Annotated in this window: 14 protein-coding genes, 1 tRNA gene and 1 pseudogene; 7 read left to right on the top strand and 9 right to left on the bottom strand. The window is 60.4% G+C overall.

The features are described 5' to 3' along the window. The 4 genes from CEC48_RS23455 to CEC48_RS23440 form a co-directional block, all read right to left on the bottom strand. A partial coding sequence (locus CEC48_RS23455; RefSeq protein WP_088425917.1) for an alpha/beta fold hydrolase occupies positions 1-613 on the bottom strand: 613 nt, incomplete at its 3' end. A 134-nt stretch (positions 614-747) separates the two neighbouring features. Next, positions 748-1,767 carry a HAMP domain-containing sensor histidine kinase gene (locus CEC48_RS23450; protein WP_088425916.1) on the bottom strand — a complete coding sequence of 340 codons (1,020 nt, stop codon included), beginning with the start codon at positions 1,765-1,767 and terminating at the stop codon, positions 748-750. Positions 1,768-1,776: 9 nt separating this feature from the next. Beyond that, on the bottom strand, positions 1,777-3,234 hold the full coding sequence (locus tag CEC48_RS23445; RefSeq protein WP_088425915.1) for an ATPase domain-containing protein: 1,458 nt from the start codon (positions 3,232-3,234) through the stop codon (positions 1,777-1,779). Next, positions 3,231-3,608: a hypothetical protein gene (locus CEC48_RS23440; protein WP_088425914.1), complete on the bottom strand. Its 378-nt coding sequence runs from the start codon at positions 3,606-3,608 to the stop codon at positions 3,231-3,233. Before CEC48_RS23440 ends, CEC48_RS23445 begins: the two co-directional genes overlap by 4 nt. Before the next feature lie 222 nt (positions 3,609-3,830). On the opposite strand from CEC48_RS23440, the gene CEC48_RS23435 reads away from it, so the two are divergent. From CEC48_RS23435 to CEC48_RS23425, 3 genes are all read left to right on the top strand, one after another. Continuing rightward, on the top strand, positions 3,831-4,796 hold the full coding sequence (locus CEC48_RS23435) for an arsenic resistance protein (protein ID WP_088425913.1): 966 nt from the start codon (positions 3,831-3,833) through the stop codon (positions 4,794-4,796). An 87-nt stretch (positions 4,797-4,883) separates the two neighbouring features. After that, positions 4,884-6,524: a glycosyltransferase family 39 protein gene (locus tag CEC48_RS23430; RefSeq protein WP_176438773.1), complete on the top strand. Its 1,641-nt coding sequence runs from the start codon at positions 4,884-4,886 to the stop codon at positions 6,522-6,524. 303 nt (positions 6,525-6,827) lie between these two features. Further along, entirely contained in the window at positions 6,828-7,118 is a 291-nt protein-coding gene (locus CEC48_RS23425) for a hypothetical protein (RefSeq protein ID WP_256579768.1), read from the top strand. Between the two features lie 19 nt (positions 7,119-7,137). On the opposite strand, the pseudogene CEC48_RS23420 reads toward CEC48_RS23425, so the two are convergent. The 5 genes and pseudogenes from CEC48_RS23420 to CEC48_RS23400 form a co-directional block, all read right to left on the bottom strand. Next, positions 7,138-7,939, bottom strand: a pseudogene (locus CEC48_RS23420) (Fic family protein). A gap of 263 nt (positions 7,940-8,202) precedes the next feature. Further along, positions 8,203-8,278 (bottom strand) — tRNA-Phe (locus CEC48_RS23415). 103 nt (positions 8,279-8,381) lie between these two features. Then, positions 8,382-8,654: an oxidative damage protection protein gene (locus CEC48_RS23410; RefSeq protein ID WP_088425910.1), complete on the bottom strand. Its 273-nt coding sequence runs from the start codon at positions 8,652-8,654 to the stop codon at positions 8,382-8,384. Beyond that, positions 8,651-9,718 carry an A/G-specific adenine glycosylase gene (mutY, locus tag CEC48_RS23405; RefSeq protein WP_088425909.1) on the bottom strand — a complete coding sequence of 356 codons (1,068 nt, stop codon included), beginning with the start codon at positions 9,716-9,718 and terminating at the stop codon, positions 8,651-8,653. Before mutY ends, CEC48_RS23410 begins: the two co-directional genes overlap by 4 nt. Next, positions 9,715-11,931, bottom strand: coding sequence for an AsmA family protein (locus CEC48_RS23400; protein WP_088425908.1), 2,217 nt, complete (start codon positions 11,929-11,931; stop codon positions 9,715-9,717). Before CEC48_RS23400 ends, mutY begins: the two co-directional genes overlap by 4 nt. Positions 11,932-12,256: 325 nt before the next feature. Between CEC48_RS23400 and CEC48_RS23395 the strand changes: the two genes are divergently transcribed. The 4 genes from CEC48_RS23395 (at position 12,257) to CEC48_RS23380 (ending at position 15,663) form a co-directional block, all read left to right on the top strand. Beyond that, complete coding sequence (locus tag CEC48_RS23395; protein ID WP_088425907.1) at positions 12,257-13,918, top strand: OFA family MFS transporter; 1,662 nt, start codon at positions 12,257-12,259, stop codon at positions 13,916-13,918. A gap of 256 nt (positions 13,919-14,174) precedes the next feature. After that, positions 14,175-14,768, top strand: a complete 594-nt coding sequence (gene hisB / locus CEC48_RS23390) for an imidazoleglycerol-phosphate dehydratase HisB (protein WP_003218037.1) — start codon at positions 14,175-14,177, stop codon at positions 14,766-14,768. Continuing rightward, complete coding sequence (hisH, locus tag CEC48_RS23385; RefSeq protein ID WP_017478168.1) at positions 14,768-15,406, top strand: imidazole glycerol phosphate synthase subunit HisH; 639 nt, start codon at positions 14,768-14,770, stop codon at positions 15,404-15,406. Before hisB ends, hisH begins: the two co-directional genes overlap by 1 nt. Continuing rightward, on the top strand, positions 15,406-15,663 hold the full coding sequence (locus tag CEC48_RS23380; RefSeq protein WP_003218033.1) for a DUF2164 domain-containing protein: 258 nt from the start codon (positions 15,406-15,408) through the stop codon (positions 15,661-15,663). The genes hisH and CEC48_RS23380 overlap by 1 nt, the downstream gene beginning before the upstream one ends. The last annotated feature ends 37 nt before the right edge of the window (positions 15,664-15,700 follow it).

Below are 15,700 nucleotides of genomic sequence, written 5' to 3'. Positions count from 1 at the left end.
GTTTTTCATAACCCGGCGTCGGCGTGCTCCAATCGCGCACCACGCCCGCCGGCGTATCCTCCAGCCAGCCCATGCGCTTGCCCGGGAAGTAGCCAAACACCGCCGTCACCAACGGCATCACCACATGCCACTTGGCAAACATCCGCCAGCGCCCGCTCGCCTCATAGTCGCGCCAGTAGGCAAACTGCGCGCCCACGGTGACCAGACGCCGAATCACCGCGCCGGACGCCCCGAGGCCCGCCGCACAGCCACCAAAACTGTGCCCGACCACATCAATCGGCTGCCCCGGAAACTCGCGCTGAGCCCGCTGCAGGATCGCCTCGAAATCCAGCACGCCCCAATCCGACCACGAGGCCTTGAACCCCTTCAGCGAGCCGCTGCGGGACTCGCCGATGCCGCGGTAGTCGTAAGTGATTACGTCGAAGCCATTGGCAAACAGGTAATCGGCAAAACGCGAATAGTGTCGGCAGCGCACGGATGTGGCAGCGTTGATGATCACCACGGGGCGCTCAATGTCAGTTCTGATGTGGCGCCAGGTAAAGCCGCCAATCAGGTAACCGTCGGCGGCGGGCTCGCGGAATGCTTCGGCTGGAGGTCGGGTCGGCAAGTTCATGAGCGGGCTCGGTGTTTGCGCTTTCGATGGGGCGTCAAAGGCCCGTGTGCAGTTTTATAAGAACTCGAAACTAACAAATTTCGCGCAACAAAAAACCCCAACGATTTCTCCTTGGGGTTTTGGCGTTTGCCGTTCTACTGCGCCAACGGCAGTGTCACCACAAATTCGCTGCCCAACCCGTCGCCGTCACTCATGCCGATCACCGTGCCGCCATGGGCTTCCACTAGTTCGCGCACCACCGTCAGGCCAATCCCCAGGCCCGCACCGTTGAAGCCGACGGCGTGCACATCCTGAACAAACGGATCAAAGATAAACGGCAGTGCCTGTGCCGAGATGCCGATGCCGGTGTCGATCACGCTCAATACCAGCAGGTTGCGCTCCAGGGTCACCGACAGCCGCACGATGCCGCCGGGAGGCGTGTATTTGATGGCGTTGCCCAGGATGTTGCCGAGGATTTGCGTGAGGCGAATCGAGTCGCCATTGATCATGAATTGCTCTTCAGGCACTTGAGAGGTGAAGTGCAGCTTTTGGGCGAGCATCGATGGGGTGCAGGCTTCGATGGCTCGCTCAATGATCGGCACGATGTTCAGTATCTTGCAGTCCAGCCGCAGTTTGCCGGTGCTGGCGCGGGACACGTCCAGCAGGTCTTCGACCAGGCGCGACATGTGCTGCACCTGGCCTTCGATCAGCGATTGCATGCGGGGCAGTTCGGCACTGGGGACGCGCGCCAGGCGACCGGCGATCATGCTGATGGGCGTCAGCGGGTTGCGCAGTTCGTGGGCCACGAGCGCCAGGATGTTCTTTTGTTGAATCAGTGCCCGTTCGGCGGCGGCTTGCAGGTCTTGGGCGCTGAGGGCGGCAATCACCAGTTGCGCGTTGGCTTCGCGCATTTCCTGGGACAGCTGCTGTTGCTCCGTGTGCTGGGGGGGCACCGCATCCGACTGGGCGAGGAGGATGGCGAGGACCAATTGTTGATTGGCCTCCACCAGTTGCTCGATCTGCTGGCTGTCGCCCAGGCGATTTTTGACGTCGATCAGTTCTTGTTGCAGGGCCGCGAGCACGGCGCGGGCCTCGACGGTTTTTTGGCCGAGCAGGAACAGTTCGCGCGCGGCACTGGCCACGGCGTCCTTGTTCTTGTCATCGGCCTTGCTCATAAGAGTGACTCACGCATTGACGCCGCCGGGGTGCTGTCGGGTTGGGCGGCCACCGAGCAAGCCTTCCTGGTCGGGCAGGCGCTCGCCGATCTGCAGGCCGTTGTCATCAATGTGGTATTGGCGCAGCTCATCGGAATGCGCACTGCTGCGCACCTTGACCACGGCCATGATGCGCAGCAGTCGGCTTTGCACTTCGATGTAGCGCTGCACGATGATCGCGTCGGTGAGGAACGCCGTGCCGTAGGGGCTGAAGCGCAGGTCGGTGTAGCGGTCTTCCAGCTCGGAGGTCATCAGCACGCTGACGCCGGCGCCGGTGAGCGCTGAGACCATGCGTGACAGTGACTCGCGAAAGTCATCGCGAAAGGTCGGCGCCAGCGCCAGTTCGAAGCCCGACAGCGAATCGATCACCACACGGGTGGCCTTCAGGCGGGTGATTTCGGTGAGCAGCAACTGCACCACTTCATCGATGGACAGGTCGGGGGCGCGGCTGTCCACCAGGCCCACTTGGTCGCTTTCAATCAGTTTGGCGAGCGCGACGTTTTGCTGGTGGTTGGGGCGTTGTTCAAACGCCGCGATCACGCCGGTTTCGCCGTTGCGCGCACCTTCGGCAAGGAACGATGCCGCAAGGATGCTTTTACCTGAGCCGGAAGGGCCCGCCACCAACAACGAATAACCACGGGGCAGGCCGCCGCCGAGCATTTCGTCCAGGCGCGGTATACCCATTTTCAGGCGTGGCGTTGCCGCTGTCAGGGTTGCCGCAGGGTGGGCAACTGCAGGAGGGAAAACCTTGATGCCCGAGGTCGCAATACGGAAGGTGTGCAGCCCCGGCAAGGTCGGCTGGCCGCGCATCTTCATGATTTCCATTTTGCGCACCATGGAATTGCGCTGCACGCTCTGGCGCAGCCAGATCAAGCCATCGGCCACGGTGAAAATCGGGTTGGTGTCGGTTTCGGTGAAGTACTCGCCGATCAGGAAGGTGGTGGCCTGCCAGGTGGTCATCAGCATGCCCAGTTGCTGGACGAACTGCGGCAGGTTGTTGTTGGGGTTGTCCTGGGTCTGGCTGGCCAGCACCACCGAGCGGAACGAGTCGACAAACACCAGCGCCGGGGCGTGGGTTTCGACGGCGACGACGATGCGCCGCAGCACTTCGTCGAGGTCACCGGCCAAGGTGTCGTCGGCCAGGTTGATATAGCGAATAGAATGGTTGATGGCCTCGCTGTCGAAAAAATCGAACTGCTGCTGGTAGCGCAGCATTTTCAGCGGTGGCTCGCCCAGCACGGTGAAAAACAGCGCCGGGCGTTCGGGGGTGGCCAGGGCGAACATCATCTGGTGGGCCAGGGTGGTCTTGCCGCAACCCGGAGGGCCGGCGATCAGGTTGAACGAAAACTCCGGCAAACCTCCGCCAAGCACCTCGTCCAGTCCTGGCACGCCGGTGGCCAGGCGGTTGATTGTCACTTTGGTGCTCATGGCGAAGTATCCTGCGCAGGGTTGCCGCTCAAAGAGTTTTCCCACACGGCGCGCAGCAAGCGTGCGGTGAGCGAGGGCCCGATCAGTGTGGTCAGCAACTCATAGAGTGTCTTGAGCAGCGTTTCGCCAAAAAACAGGCTGTCGGCTTCGCTTTGCTCAAGCAGTAGGGTTTTGAGGGCGGTCATGTCGCCGGCGGGCAGGCTGTCAAAGCTGCCGGCCAGACGCGGATGGCCGGCGGCGCACAACAGCAGGCTGCGCCGGTACAGGGCGGCAACGCCGTGCTGGCCGATAATCGGGGTGAGGGCGCTGTCGATGTCCTGCAGCGTGGCAATAATTGCATCAGTTGCCCGTGACGGGCCGGAATTACCGCCCATCCGCTGCGCCAGAGAGGCGACTATCTGGCTACTCTCTTCGCTTTCCGGGGGCATGGCAGACTGATTGTGGTTGAATGCAGCCTTGATGGTACACCTTCTATACGGGTATAGAGATTCATTTGCCCCTGTGCTGGCATATCGTTAAATCCACTTCGATGGGATGTTCGACTTGGTGCCTGCCGATGCTAGGCTTGCGACCTTTTAGCCAGGAAGGAAGCATTAATGAGCCGCGATGCACTTGAGCGCAACCAGATACCGATCTACTTCTGCGCGGTGATCGTGGCGGCTGTCGCCGGGCTGCTGGCGCCTTCGATGGCGCGGGAACTGAATGCGTGGGTCACGCCCGCCATCGCTGTGTTGATGTACGCGATGTTCCTGCAAATTCCCTTTCTGGACCTGCGCCAGGGCTTGGGCAACAAGCGCTTCATGGCCGCGTTGCTGCTGGCCAATTTCATCCTGATTCCGCTGCTGGTGTGGGCGTTGACCCGTGGCCTGGTGGCGCACCCGGCAATCCTGGTGGGGGCGTTGCTGGTGCTGTTGACGCCGTGCATCGACTACGTGGTGGTGTTCACCCATATCGGCAAGGGCGATTCGCGGTTGATGCTGGCCGCGACCCCGATTCTGTTGCTGCTGCAACTGCTGCTGTTGCCGGTGTACCTGGGGGTCATGCTCGGGGCGCAGTCGCCGGTGGTGGTTTCGGTGGGGCCGTTTGTGGAGGCCTTCCTGCTGCTGATCGTTGCACCCATGATTCTGGCGGTGCTGACGACTTCCCTGTCCCGGCGATCACGCGTCATCAGTGCCTGGAACGATGCCTGGGCCTGGTTGCCCGTGCCGGCCATGGCGCTGGTGCTGATGGTGGTGATCGGTTCGCAGATCACTGCGGTGGTCCGCGATATTGGCCTGCTGGCGCCGGTGATCCCGGTGTATATCGGCTTCCTGTTGCTGGCCCCGCTGATGGGGGCACTGGCTTCGCGGCTGTTCGCGCTGCCGGCGAGCATGGCGCGGGCGGTCACCTTCAGCGCTTCCACACGCAACTCCTTGGTGGTGCTGCCGCTGGCGCTGGCGTTGCCTGAAGACATCCGTGGGCTCGCCGCCGCCGCGGTGATCACGCAAACCCTGGTGGAACTGGTGGGAGAGCTACTCTACATCCGGCTTATACCGCGGCTGATATGGCCCGCTCGTCGTTAGGCTGATGAATGTTTGATTCCGTTCAGGGGTTATTCAGGGGGGCGTTCGGCAACATGGGCCGGTTTACCCCACCTGACAGGCTGAATAATGGATCAACACAACCGCTTTCGAATGGAATCGCTGGGTATCTTTTTTATCGCCTTGCTGCTCTTCACCCTGGGCATCTGGGACCAGCAGCCACAAGGCTTTGACGGCCGCTGGGCCGTGTTCATGCAAGAGATGTTTCGCCACGGCGCGAGCCTCTTTCCTACCACTTATGGCGAGCCTTACCCGGACTATCCGGGCACCGCGACCTACCTGAGCTACCTCTTTGCCCGCTTGTTCGGTGCGCCCAACGACCTGGCTAACGTGATGCCCACCGCCCTGGCGTCTGCCGGGGTCATGGTGCTGATCTACCGCCTGCTGGCGCCGTCCAGCCGGGCGTGGGCGCTGCTGACGGTGCTACTCACGGCATTGACCGCCCAGTTGCTGGAGAAGTCGCGCTCGGTATGCCTGGACCAGATGGTCTCGTTTCTGTGCCTGTCCAGTTTCTATCTGTTGCATACCGGCGAGCGCATGGGCTCGAGGCTGCGCCAATACGCGGTCTTTCCGTTGTTTGTGGTTGCGTTTGCCATTCGTGGCCCGCTGGGGCTGATCGAGGTGTGCGGGGTGGTCTGTGTCTACTGGGCACTGGGCACTGCGCGCACGCGGCAAGAGCGAATTGCACTGCTGAAAAAGGTCATTGCCTACGGGGTTGTCGGGCTCATTCTGCTGGCCGGCTGTTGGTGGGTGCTGCTGAAGCTGGCGCGGATCAGCGGCGGCGATGCCTTCGTCGATGATGTGCTGCGGATGCAGTTTGCCGGGCGCCTCGATGACACCGGCGAGGCGTTCTACTTCTACTTCCAGTTGAGCCTGTACCGCTATTTCCCGGTGGTGCCGCTGGCGTTGGCGACGATGATTGCCCTGCGCCACAAATGGTCGATGCGTAGCGAGGATGCCGACGTGCAGCTGATGCTGCGCCTGGCCGCCTGCGGGTTGATGATTTTGCTGGGCCTGTCCATTCCGCACTTCAAGCGCGCCTATTACATCGTGCCCATGGTCCCGATGTTTGCTGCTGTGGCTGCCTACGGTTTGCTCCAGGCCCAAGGCTGGCTGCGCGGGGTGCGTCGTGGCTATGAGTGGCTGGTGGCGGCCTTGCCAGTGCTGGGCATCATCGTGGTGTTCGTCTGTCGGCAGCTGTGGCAAAAGCACGGTTACTGGCCGCAGGTTTCAGTGCCGGCGTTGGTTGGTGTGCTGATTGTGCTGCAACTGGCAGCGGTGATTGCCTGGCAGCGTTTGCGGGGCAATCTGGGGCAGCGGCTGGTGGTGCTCAGCCTCATTGCGCTGGCCAGCCAATGGCTGGTGCTGGTGAAGATTGTGGAGCCGGCCAAGGACCTGCAATACGACACCAAGAACTTCGTTGTCGCGGTGGAGAAGCTGCGTGCCGATAATCCTGGAACCCTGGTGTTTGTCGACCTCGCCAAGGACACCTGGGCGATTCGCTACATCATGAACCTGGATCACGACGAGCAGCCATTGTTCATCGGGCGCAACGAGCCCTTGCTGCAGGACGCACTGCCGCGTCCGGCCTGGGTGATTGTGGAGCGCAAGCAAACCGCATTGCTGAGCGGCACGCCACTGGAGCATATGGCGCCGGTGTTCAACGGGCGGCTGAATGACAACCCGCTACTGGTGTTCCTGGTGAAGTGAGTCAGTCGCCCTATTGGTCGAGTGCTGCTTTCCATTTATCGGGCGCGACAATTTCGGGCAGTGCGGTTGTCATGGCGGGATCCTCGTTCCTGGCTCGTGGAGTGGTGCGAGTGGCGATCACCAAGGGAATTAAGGATAGATCAGGGACTCATAAGGTGGAGCTGATCACCGATGGTTTGGATCGTCTTGCTGTATGGTCGCCGTTTAAATGACCGGTGGGTCTGATAACGCGCTTTGCGGCCTGTCGGAAAGCAGGCGTCTGCTAGGCTTTGGTACTTTCGTAGTGATGATTTTGGGTGCGACATGGAAGCAGTAAAAATGGATTTTGAATACGCGGGTGCTGAGAGTGTCGATAGTGCTCACGTGATAGGCCGCTCCTGGTTTGGAGGCCTGAGCATTTGTTTTGACGGAGGCTGCAGCTATCCCTCGATGATCGGGGTGCTGGAGGCGGTGTTTAAGCGCTACGGGCGCCTGGTGCGTTTTGGTGAGTCGCTTTCGGCCCAAGACTGGATTGCCCGGGTGGAGGAGAGTGGTTTTCACATCTCCGAGCAGGAGCGGGCTGCGGTGTTGACGTTGATGCGGGGTGGGGGTTGAGGGACTGCTTCAGGCCTGCTTATGCGTAAGGCTTTTCCAACTGCTCCGGTATGAAGCCTTCTTCGCGAAGTGATTTGATGACGCCTCTTATCAAATAATTGTTTGAGAAACCGATGGTGTATTGCCGCGCGCCTGGGCTAATGGGCAGTAGCATGCCTTGGTCGACTAATTTCTTTATTGGGTAGGTTCTCTGTGCTGCGGAAAGTTTTGGCAACGCCTTGGCGAAAAAACCGCATTAGGGTTAAGTACTCGACCTTCAGTACTGACATTGAAGCCGTACTTCATCAGTAACGCGTAGGTGAGAAGGCGTACGACTCGACCGTTCCCGTTGCCGAACGGGTGAATCCAGCCGAATCGATGGTGGGCAAGTGCAACCTTCATCAGGTCATATTTGGGTGGGTCTTTTTTATTGATAAAGGCGACCAGCTCTTGCATGTATCCGGGCACCAATACTGCGTCCGGGGGCAAATGGTCTGACTGAGCGATACGGACCCCGGCTCCATGATGCTTTCAATGTATTCCATGGCTCTTTCGATATTCGCGATTTCCCGCAACTGGTCAGTTGCTTGCGCCGTTCCTTCGACCTTGCTTTCGATGTAATCGGCCAAGGTCGTGTGGTTGCCTTCGATCCGGGCTGATCCCAGGCTTTCCAGCGTGTGGAAAAGCTCCTTTAACTGGAGGAAAACCGCGGGCGGCGTGTCCCGACCCAATTGCAGGCGTCGCAGATGTTCCAGTTCGCTCAATACGTCAACCAGGCCCGAGTCGAACGAGGGGTTCAAAAGCTCGAGGTCGTGGTGAAGAAACTCGGCCTTGGAAGGAATATCTCAGATGGGGTCGAGGGGGTATCTCGGATAGTAGGCGATTGGGTGCCTATAGATTAGGCACTTGTGCCTAAATGAGAAGCCACACTATCTCAAAAATGCTATTGAGATAAGTAGGATTGTCCAGGACTGGAAGTGGAAAGCTCTCTGTACCGTGTCGTACGGGGTCGGGCGAGGCCACAAATCCCAGACAACAAAAAACCCGCGCTAGGCGGGTTTTTTGTGTGTTTCAGATGACGTTAGCACCACCTGAAACTAATTAGTGGTGCCCAGAGACGGAATCGAACCGCCGACACGGGGATTTTCAATCCCCTGCTCTACCGACTGAGCTATCTGGGCAACGGGGCGCATTAAACGGGTTTTTCAGGGGGTCGTCAAGCAAGTTTTCAAAAAATATTTAATTATTACCGTCGCTTACGGGCCAACCCCCAAATTTGATCAATTATTCAGCAGGTGGCACGTAGCCGTCGGCCTTGGCGTATTCCTCGCCGGAAAAGAACTTGTCCATCTCGCCCTGAAGGTATTTGCGGTCTTCGGCGTTCATCATGTTCAGACGTTTTTCGTTGATCAGCAGGGTCTGGTGCTTTTGCCAGTCGGCCCAGGCCTTGGCCGAGACGTTATCGAAGATGTCCTGGCCCTTGGCGCCAGGGAACGGGGCGCGCTCCAGGGCGGGCAATTCTTCGTGGTACTTGCGGCAGATGATGGTGCGGGTCATGACGGAACTCCTGCGTTCAATACTTCAGCCGCGCGCTTCAGCAGTTTCTTTACCGGGGCGGCAAGGCCCAGGCGCGGCGGGGTGGCGAGGTTATACCAGAGCCAGTCAGCCTCGGCCACGTGATGGGCAGACTCCTGGACCTGGACCAGCCAGGGTTCGATAGCCAGTTGGAAGTGGCTGAAGGTGTGGATCAGGCTCGGCAGTTCCTGCTGCTTGCCCAGCGCCAGCGAGTGCTGGTTGGCCAGGTGTTCCAGGTCGCTCAGGTCATCGAGCTCCGGCAAGCTCCACAAACCGCCCCACAGGCCCGTGGAAGGGCGACGGTAAAGCAGGATCGCGCCCTCGGCATTGGCCAGCAGCGGCATCAGCGTGCGCTTCTGGGGCACGGCTTTGCGCGGCTTGGGGATCGGGTAGCGGGTTTCCAGGCCAAGCATGTGGGCTTCGCAGCCTTTTTCCAGCGGGCACAGCAGGCAGCTGGGTTTGCTGCGGGTGCAGAGGGTGGCGCCCATGTCCATCATCGCCTGGGTGTAGGCGTTGACACGATCATGCGGCGTAAAGCGCTCTGCGGTGGCCCACAGCTGTTTGGCGACCTTCGGCTCCCCCGGGTAACCTTCTTGCGCGGTAAAGCGCGCCAACACGCGTTTGACGTTGCCATCAAGGATCGGCGCTCGCAGGCCCATGCTCAGGCTGGCAATCGCGCCGGCGGTGGACAGCCCGATGCCCGGCAATTCGGTGAGCTTTTCGACGTCACGGGGAAACTCGCCGCCGTATTCGGCAACGACGATCTTTGCGGTCTTTTGCAGGTTGCGGGCGCGGGTGTAGTAACCCAGCCCTGTCCACAGGTGCAGCACTTCGTCTTCCGGTGCGGCTGCCAGGGCTTCGACCGTTGGCAGGGACGCCATGAAACGGTCGAAGTAGTTCAGCACGGTGCTGACCTGGGTCTGCTGCAACATGATCTCCGACACCCACACCCGGTAAGGTGTGATGCCTTGTTGCCAGGGCAGGTCGTGGCGACCGTGGCGGTCGTACCAGTCCAGCACCGCCGTTGAAAATTGCTCGTTTCTCATCGCTTGAACAGGCCCTTCAGAGCGTCTTTCAACTGTGGATTAACCTTGTCGAGCTTCTGTTCAAGCTTCTCGCTGAGCTTGTTGCCCGCCGCCTTGATCGCGACCTGGCTCAAGCCGTCCTTGTCCAGGCGGCAAGCCTTGGCGCCCAGTTCGAGCGGGCCACGGCAGCGCAGCGGGACTTCGATGTTCTGGAAGTTGGAGCCCACTTCGCAAGCCGGGTCCGGAATCTCGCGCTGGTCGCCTTCGACGATGATGCCGACGCGGTAGTCCATGCCCAGCACGCGCAGGTCGATGTCGCCGTTGCCGTTGACGGTCAGGCCCGGGATGCGCACTTTCAGGTCCGGGTTACTGGCCACGCCGTTGCGCAAGGTCAGGTTGCCCTTGAGTTCCTGGAACGGGGTGTCCTTGCCGCGCTGGTCGCCGCTGAGGGTCTTGCGGTTGAGCAGGGCAATGCCGGTGCACAGCTGTTGCTCAAGGTTGGCGTTGAGCAGCACACCGTTGTTGATTGCAAAGCTGGCGGTGCCGTTGAGGCTGTCGATCAGGGCTTTCTGGCTATTACCGCGGCCATTGAGGTTGCTGTCGAGGGTGAGCTGGCCCTTCACCGGCGGGTTCTGCCCCTGGGCTTGCAGGATGCGTTCGACCGGTACTTGCTTGATGCGGGTTTGCAGCGCCAGCAGCGGGATGTCCTGGCGCACGTCAAGGTTGCCGTTGGCCTGGAAAGTGCCGTTGTAAAGGCCGCCGCTCAAGGTGTCGAGCTTGAGCTGGCCATCGAGGCCGGAGGCTTTCAGGGCGGCATTCTGGATCGGCAGCTTGCTCAGGGTCAGTTGGCCGAAGGACAGGTCGGCGTTTACGTCCAGGGTGCGCAGGCGCGTCAATGGCAGCAGTTTGTCGGTGCTCCACGCGCCCTTGGTCGGGGCGTCTGGCAGTGGTGTGGTGCCACCGGCGGCCATGGCGCCGGCTTCGCTGTTCTGCACTTCAGCCTGGCGTGCGGCTGCAGCGCCTTTGGCGGATTCGGACTTGGCCGGCAAGTAGTTGTCAGCGTTGAAGGTGTCGGCCTTGAGCTGCACCCGCAGGGACTGTTTGGCGAAATCTTCCACGGCCACGCGACCGGTAAAGGTGCTGTCGTCGAGTTTCAGGTTGAGGTCTTCAAGCGCCAGGCTGGTGGGCGTGCCCTTGAGGCGGCTGACCAGCTCGACCTTGCTCAGGCTGCCGGCGGCCATCGGCGGCAGCGGGTTGCCGACGCTGTCGAGGAACTTGGCCAGGTCAAACTGGGCAATCGACAGGGCGCCGCTGAGTTGCGGGGTTTTATCCAGGTCGTTGACCTTCAGCTCGCCCAAGGCGCGCAGTTGGTTCAGCGACAGCTTCATGCTGGTCCATTCGGCAATGTTGGCCGACTGGTCCACCAGCAATTGGCCTTGGGTCGAAAAGGTCACTGTCTTGCCTTGCAGCGGTTCGCCGGTTGCTTCACCGGTGACTTTCATGTCTTCGAACTGGTAGCGCTTGAGGGCGCGCTGAATGCGCAAGTTGCCGTTGACCTCGGTCTTGACGCGCATCAGCGGCTGGTTGCTGCCGAAGAAGGCGGTGAGTTTCACCGGGATGCTTGCGCCTTCGTGCACGGCGCCGGCGCTCAGCTGGATGCTTTCGGCGCTGAACTGCTTGCCGGTCTGCTCGTCGTTGTATTCGACGCGGGCGTTGTTGATGGTCAGGCTGTCGATGTCCAGGCGGATCGGCTGGGGCGGTTTTTCAGGCTTGGGCGGCGTGGCCGCTTCAGTCACGGCGGGCGCGGCGGCGGGTGTACCCGCGTCGGGCACATTCTTGCCGATGTCTTCCCAGTTGCCGTGGCCATGCACATCTTTGTTCAGGCGCAGGTTCAGGCCTTCGACACGCACATCGCTCATCTGCACTTCACGGCGCAGCAGCGGCAGCACGCGCACCGACAGGCCAAGCATCTGCAAATCGGCGAACGGTTGGGTCGGGTTGGTCAGGGTCGCAACGCTGGCCTCGTGCAATTCAAGACCGAGCCAGGGGAACAGGCTCCACCCGATGTCGCCATTGAGCGTCAGCTCGATGTGGGCCTTGTCGCGGGCAATCTGGCGAATCTCGTCTTTGTAGTCGTTGGGATCGAAGAGATGGGTCAGGGCAAAGCCTAGAGCCACAATGATCAGCAACAGCCCGAGAAGTACCAGACCCAGGATTTTGCCGAACGCTTTCATGGGCGAGTCCTTGTATGTCGTTTTAAAATTTAGCCGCAGAGTATAACGCCCGAAGGCTTACGTCAGTTCGCGGATAGTTACATTGTATCTATGGCCGGCAAAACGGAATTTTGGCGCCAAAAAAAACAGATAACCTGGAAAAGATGATGGCAGTTTGGTTTTTCTGTCATCCACAGATGCTAATCTCTGCGTGTTCGTCCGCCTTCTGCGGCTAAACGTCGCGCAAAAATGGAGCTTTACTCAACAAATATGGCCACGCCTTGCGTGTAAGGCCAAAAGGAGAGAGCGCCCGACGGACACATACTAATAACTGGGGGAAACACCAATGAGCACTAGCACTGCGGCAGCTTTAACTGCCGCACAGCCCGCGTTCCTGTCCAAGGAACGCATTATCGCCAAGCCCGGGTTCAACCGTTGGCTGGTACCACCGGCCGCCCTGGCCATCCACCTGTGCATCGGCATGGCCTACGGCTTCTCGGTGTTCTGGTTACCGTTGTCCAAGGCGCTGGGTATCACCGCACCGGTCGCCTGCGCGCCGGACATGAGCTTTATCAGCCAGGTCTTCTCGTCCCAATGCGACTGGCCCATCTCCATGCTGGGCTGGATCTACACCCTGTTCTTTATCTTCCTGGGCTGCTCGGCAGCGATCTGGGGCGGCTGGCTGGAACATGCCGGGCCACGTAAAGCGGGTGTCGTGTCGGCCTTGTGCTGGTGTGGCGGCTTGCTGATCTCCGCATTGGGGATCTATACCCACCAGATCTGGCTGATGTGGATCGGCTCCGGGGTCATTGGCGGTATCGGCCTGGGCCTGGGCTATATCTCGCCGGTGTCGACCCTGATCAAGTGGTTCCCGGACAAGCGCGGCATGGCCACTGGCATGGCGATCATGGGCTTCGGCGGCGGCGCGATGGTTGGTGCCCCGTTGGCAGCAGCCCTGATGGGTCACTTTGCCTCGCCGACCAGCGTTGGTGTGTGGCAGAGCTTCGTGGTCATGGCCGTTATCTACTTCGTGTTCATGATCGGCGGCGCCTTGTCGTACCGCGTTCCGCCGACCGGCTGGAAGCCTGAGGGCTGGACTGCCCCGGCGAAGAAAGCCAGCAACGCGATGATCACCCACCGTCACGTGCACGTGAACGTGGCCTGGAAAACCCCGCAATTTCGTCTGGTGTGGCTGGTGCTGTGCCTGAACGTGTCTGCCGGTATTGGCATTCTCGGCATGGCTTCGCCGCTGCTGCAGGAAGTGTTCGGCGGCAAATTGCTGGGTAACGGCCTGACGTTTGGCCAACTGGATGCCGGTCAACTGGCGTCCATCGCGGCCATTGCAGCTGGATTTACCGGTCTGTTGAGCCTGTTCAACATCGGTGGCCGGTTCTTCTGGGCGTCGTTCTCCGACTACCTGGGCCGTAAAAACACCTATTTCGTGTTCTTTGCGCTGGGCTTTGCCCTGTACGCGTTGATCCCGAACCTCGGTCACCTGGGTAACGTTGCCCTGTTCGTGGCCGCGTTCTGCATCATCCTGTCGATGTACGGCGGTGGTTTTGCGACGGTTCCGGCTTACCTGGCCGACCTGTTCGGTACACAAATGGTGGGTGCGATCCACGGTCGTCTGCTGACGGCGTGGGCAGCGGCGGGCGTGTTGGGCCCGGTGCTGGTGAACTACCTGCGTGAGTATCAGCTGAGCATCGGCGTTGAACGCGCTGCCGCTTACGACATCACCTTGTACATCCTCGCCGGCCTGCTGGTGCTGGGCTTTATCTGCAACCTGCTGGTACGGCCGGTGGCAGACAAGTACTTCATGACCGACGCCGAACTGGCCGCCGAACAGGCGCTGGGCCACGACAAGGGCGCCGATTCCAGCACTGTGCTGGAATGGAAAGCCTCCTCCGGCAGCGTGCCATTGGCGGTTGCCGCCTGGCTGGCGGTGGGTATTCCGTTGGCGTGGGGCGTGTGGGTCACGCTGCAGAAAACCGCAGTACTGTTCCACTAACACCGCGTAACCCTTGTGGGGGCGGGCTTGTGTGGGAGCGGGCTTGCTCGCGAATGCGATGGATCAGTCAGTACATGTATTGGCTGACACACCGCTTTCGCGAGCAAGCCCGTTCCCACACAAAGCTGCTCCCACACTTGTACTGACATGTCTATCCTCGACACTCCATCAGTCTTATCCCCTCCGATGTTTCTGTTTAGCGCCCGCGCCCCTATAATGGCTGCCTTTTTCGCCCAATGATTTTGCGGAGCTGGTGATGGCCGAACGTAAGGCGTCCGTCGAGCGCGACACTCTGGAAACCCAGATCAAAGCCTCGATTAACCTGGATGGCACCGGAAAGGCCCGATTTGATATCGGTGTACCTTTTCTTGAGCACATGCTGGACCAGATCGCCCGTCACGGGCTGATCGACCTGGATATCGTCAGCAAGGGCGACCTGCATATCGACGACCACCACACGGTGGAAGACGTCGGTATCACGTTGGGCCAGGCATTTGCCAAAGCCATTGGCGACAAAAAAGGCATCCGTCGCTACGGCCACGCCTATGTCCCGCTCGATGAGGCGCTGTCGCGTGTGGTCATCGACTTCTCCGGCCGCCCAGGCCTGCAGATGCACGTGCCCTACACCCGTGCCACCGTGGGCGGCTTCGACGTTGACCTGTTCCAGGAATTCTTCCAGGGCTTCGTCAACCACGCGCTGGTCAGCCTGCACATCGACAACCTGCGTGGCACCAACACCCACCACCAGATCGAGACCGTGTTCAAGGCCTTCGGTCGTGCCCTGCGCATGGCCGTGGAGCTGGATGACCGCATGGCCGGGCAAATGCCGTCGACCAAGGGCGTCCTTTAATGCAGACGGTCGCGGTTATCGATTACGGCATGGGTAACCTGCACTCGGTGGCCAAGGCCCTCGAGCACGTAGGTGCCGGCAAGGTGCTGATCACCAGCGATGCCGACGTGATTCGCGAAGCCGACCGGGTGGTTTTCCCGGGTGTTGGCGCAATTCGCGACTGCATGGCCGAGATTCGCCGCCTGGGCTTTGACAGCCTGGTGCGTGAAGTCAGCCAGGACCGGCCGTTCCTCGGCATCTGCGTGGGCATGCAAGCCCTGCTCGACAGCAGTGAAGAGAACGCCGGCGTCGACTGCATCGGCCTGTTCCCGGGCCAGGTGAAGTTTTTCGGCAAAGACCTGCACGAAGACGGCGAACACCTGAAGGTGCCGCACATGGGCTGGAACGAAGTGCGCCAGACCGTGGATCACCCGCTGTGGCACAACGTGCCGGACCTGGCGCGTTTCTACTTCGTGCACAGCTACTACATCGCCGCCGGTAACCCGCGCCAGGTGGTGGGTGGCGGGCACTATGGCGTCGACTTCGCCGCGGCCCTGGCCGACGGTTCACGCTTTGCCGTGCAGTTCCACCCGGAGAAGAGCCATACCCATGGCCTGCAATTGCTGCAGAACTTCGCCGCGTGGGACGGGCGCTGGTAATGGCCAAGAAGGTCAAGCCGCCGATCTTGAACCTCACTCCCCAACAGGAGAGTGAGGCCACCGACAAGATCAAGCGTTTCATGGAAGACCGCTTCGAGCTCAAGCTCGGCTCGTTCGAGGTTGCAGAAATCCTCGAACTGTTCACCACTGAAATTGCTCCGCACTATTACAACAGGGCGATTTTCGATGTGCAGACGCACCTTAAAGAAAGGTTCGAAAGCATCGAAAGCGACTTGTGGGCGCTCGAGAAACCCTGATTTCCCGAGCAACGCTGAATATCGAATAAGGTTTGCC

The organism is Pseudomonas sp. K2I15 (assembly GCF_002204795.1).
GTDB lineage: Bacteria > Pseudomonadota > Gammaproteobacteria > Pseudomonadales > Pseudomonadaceae > Aquipseudomonas.
Note: the sequence above shows the minus strand (reverse complement) of the source record. Positions and strands in the feature narration are given on the sequence as shown.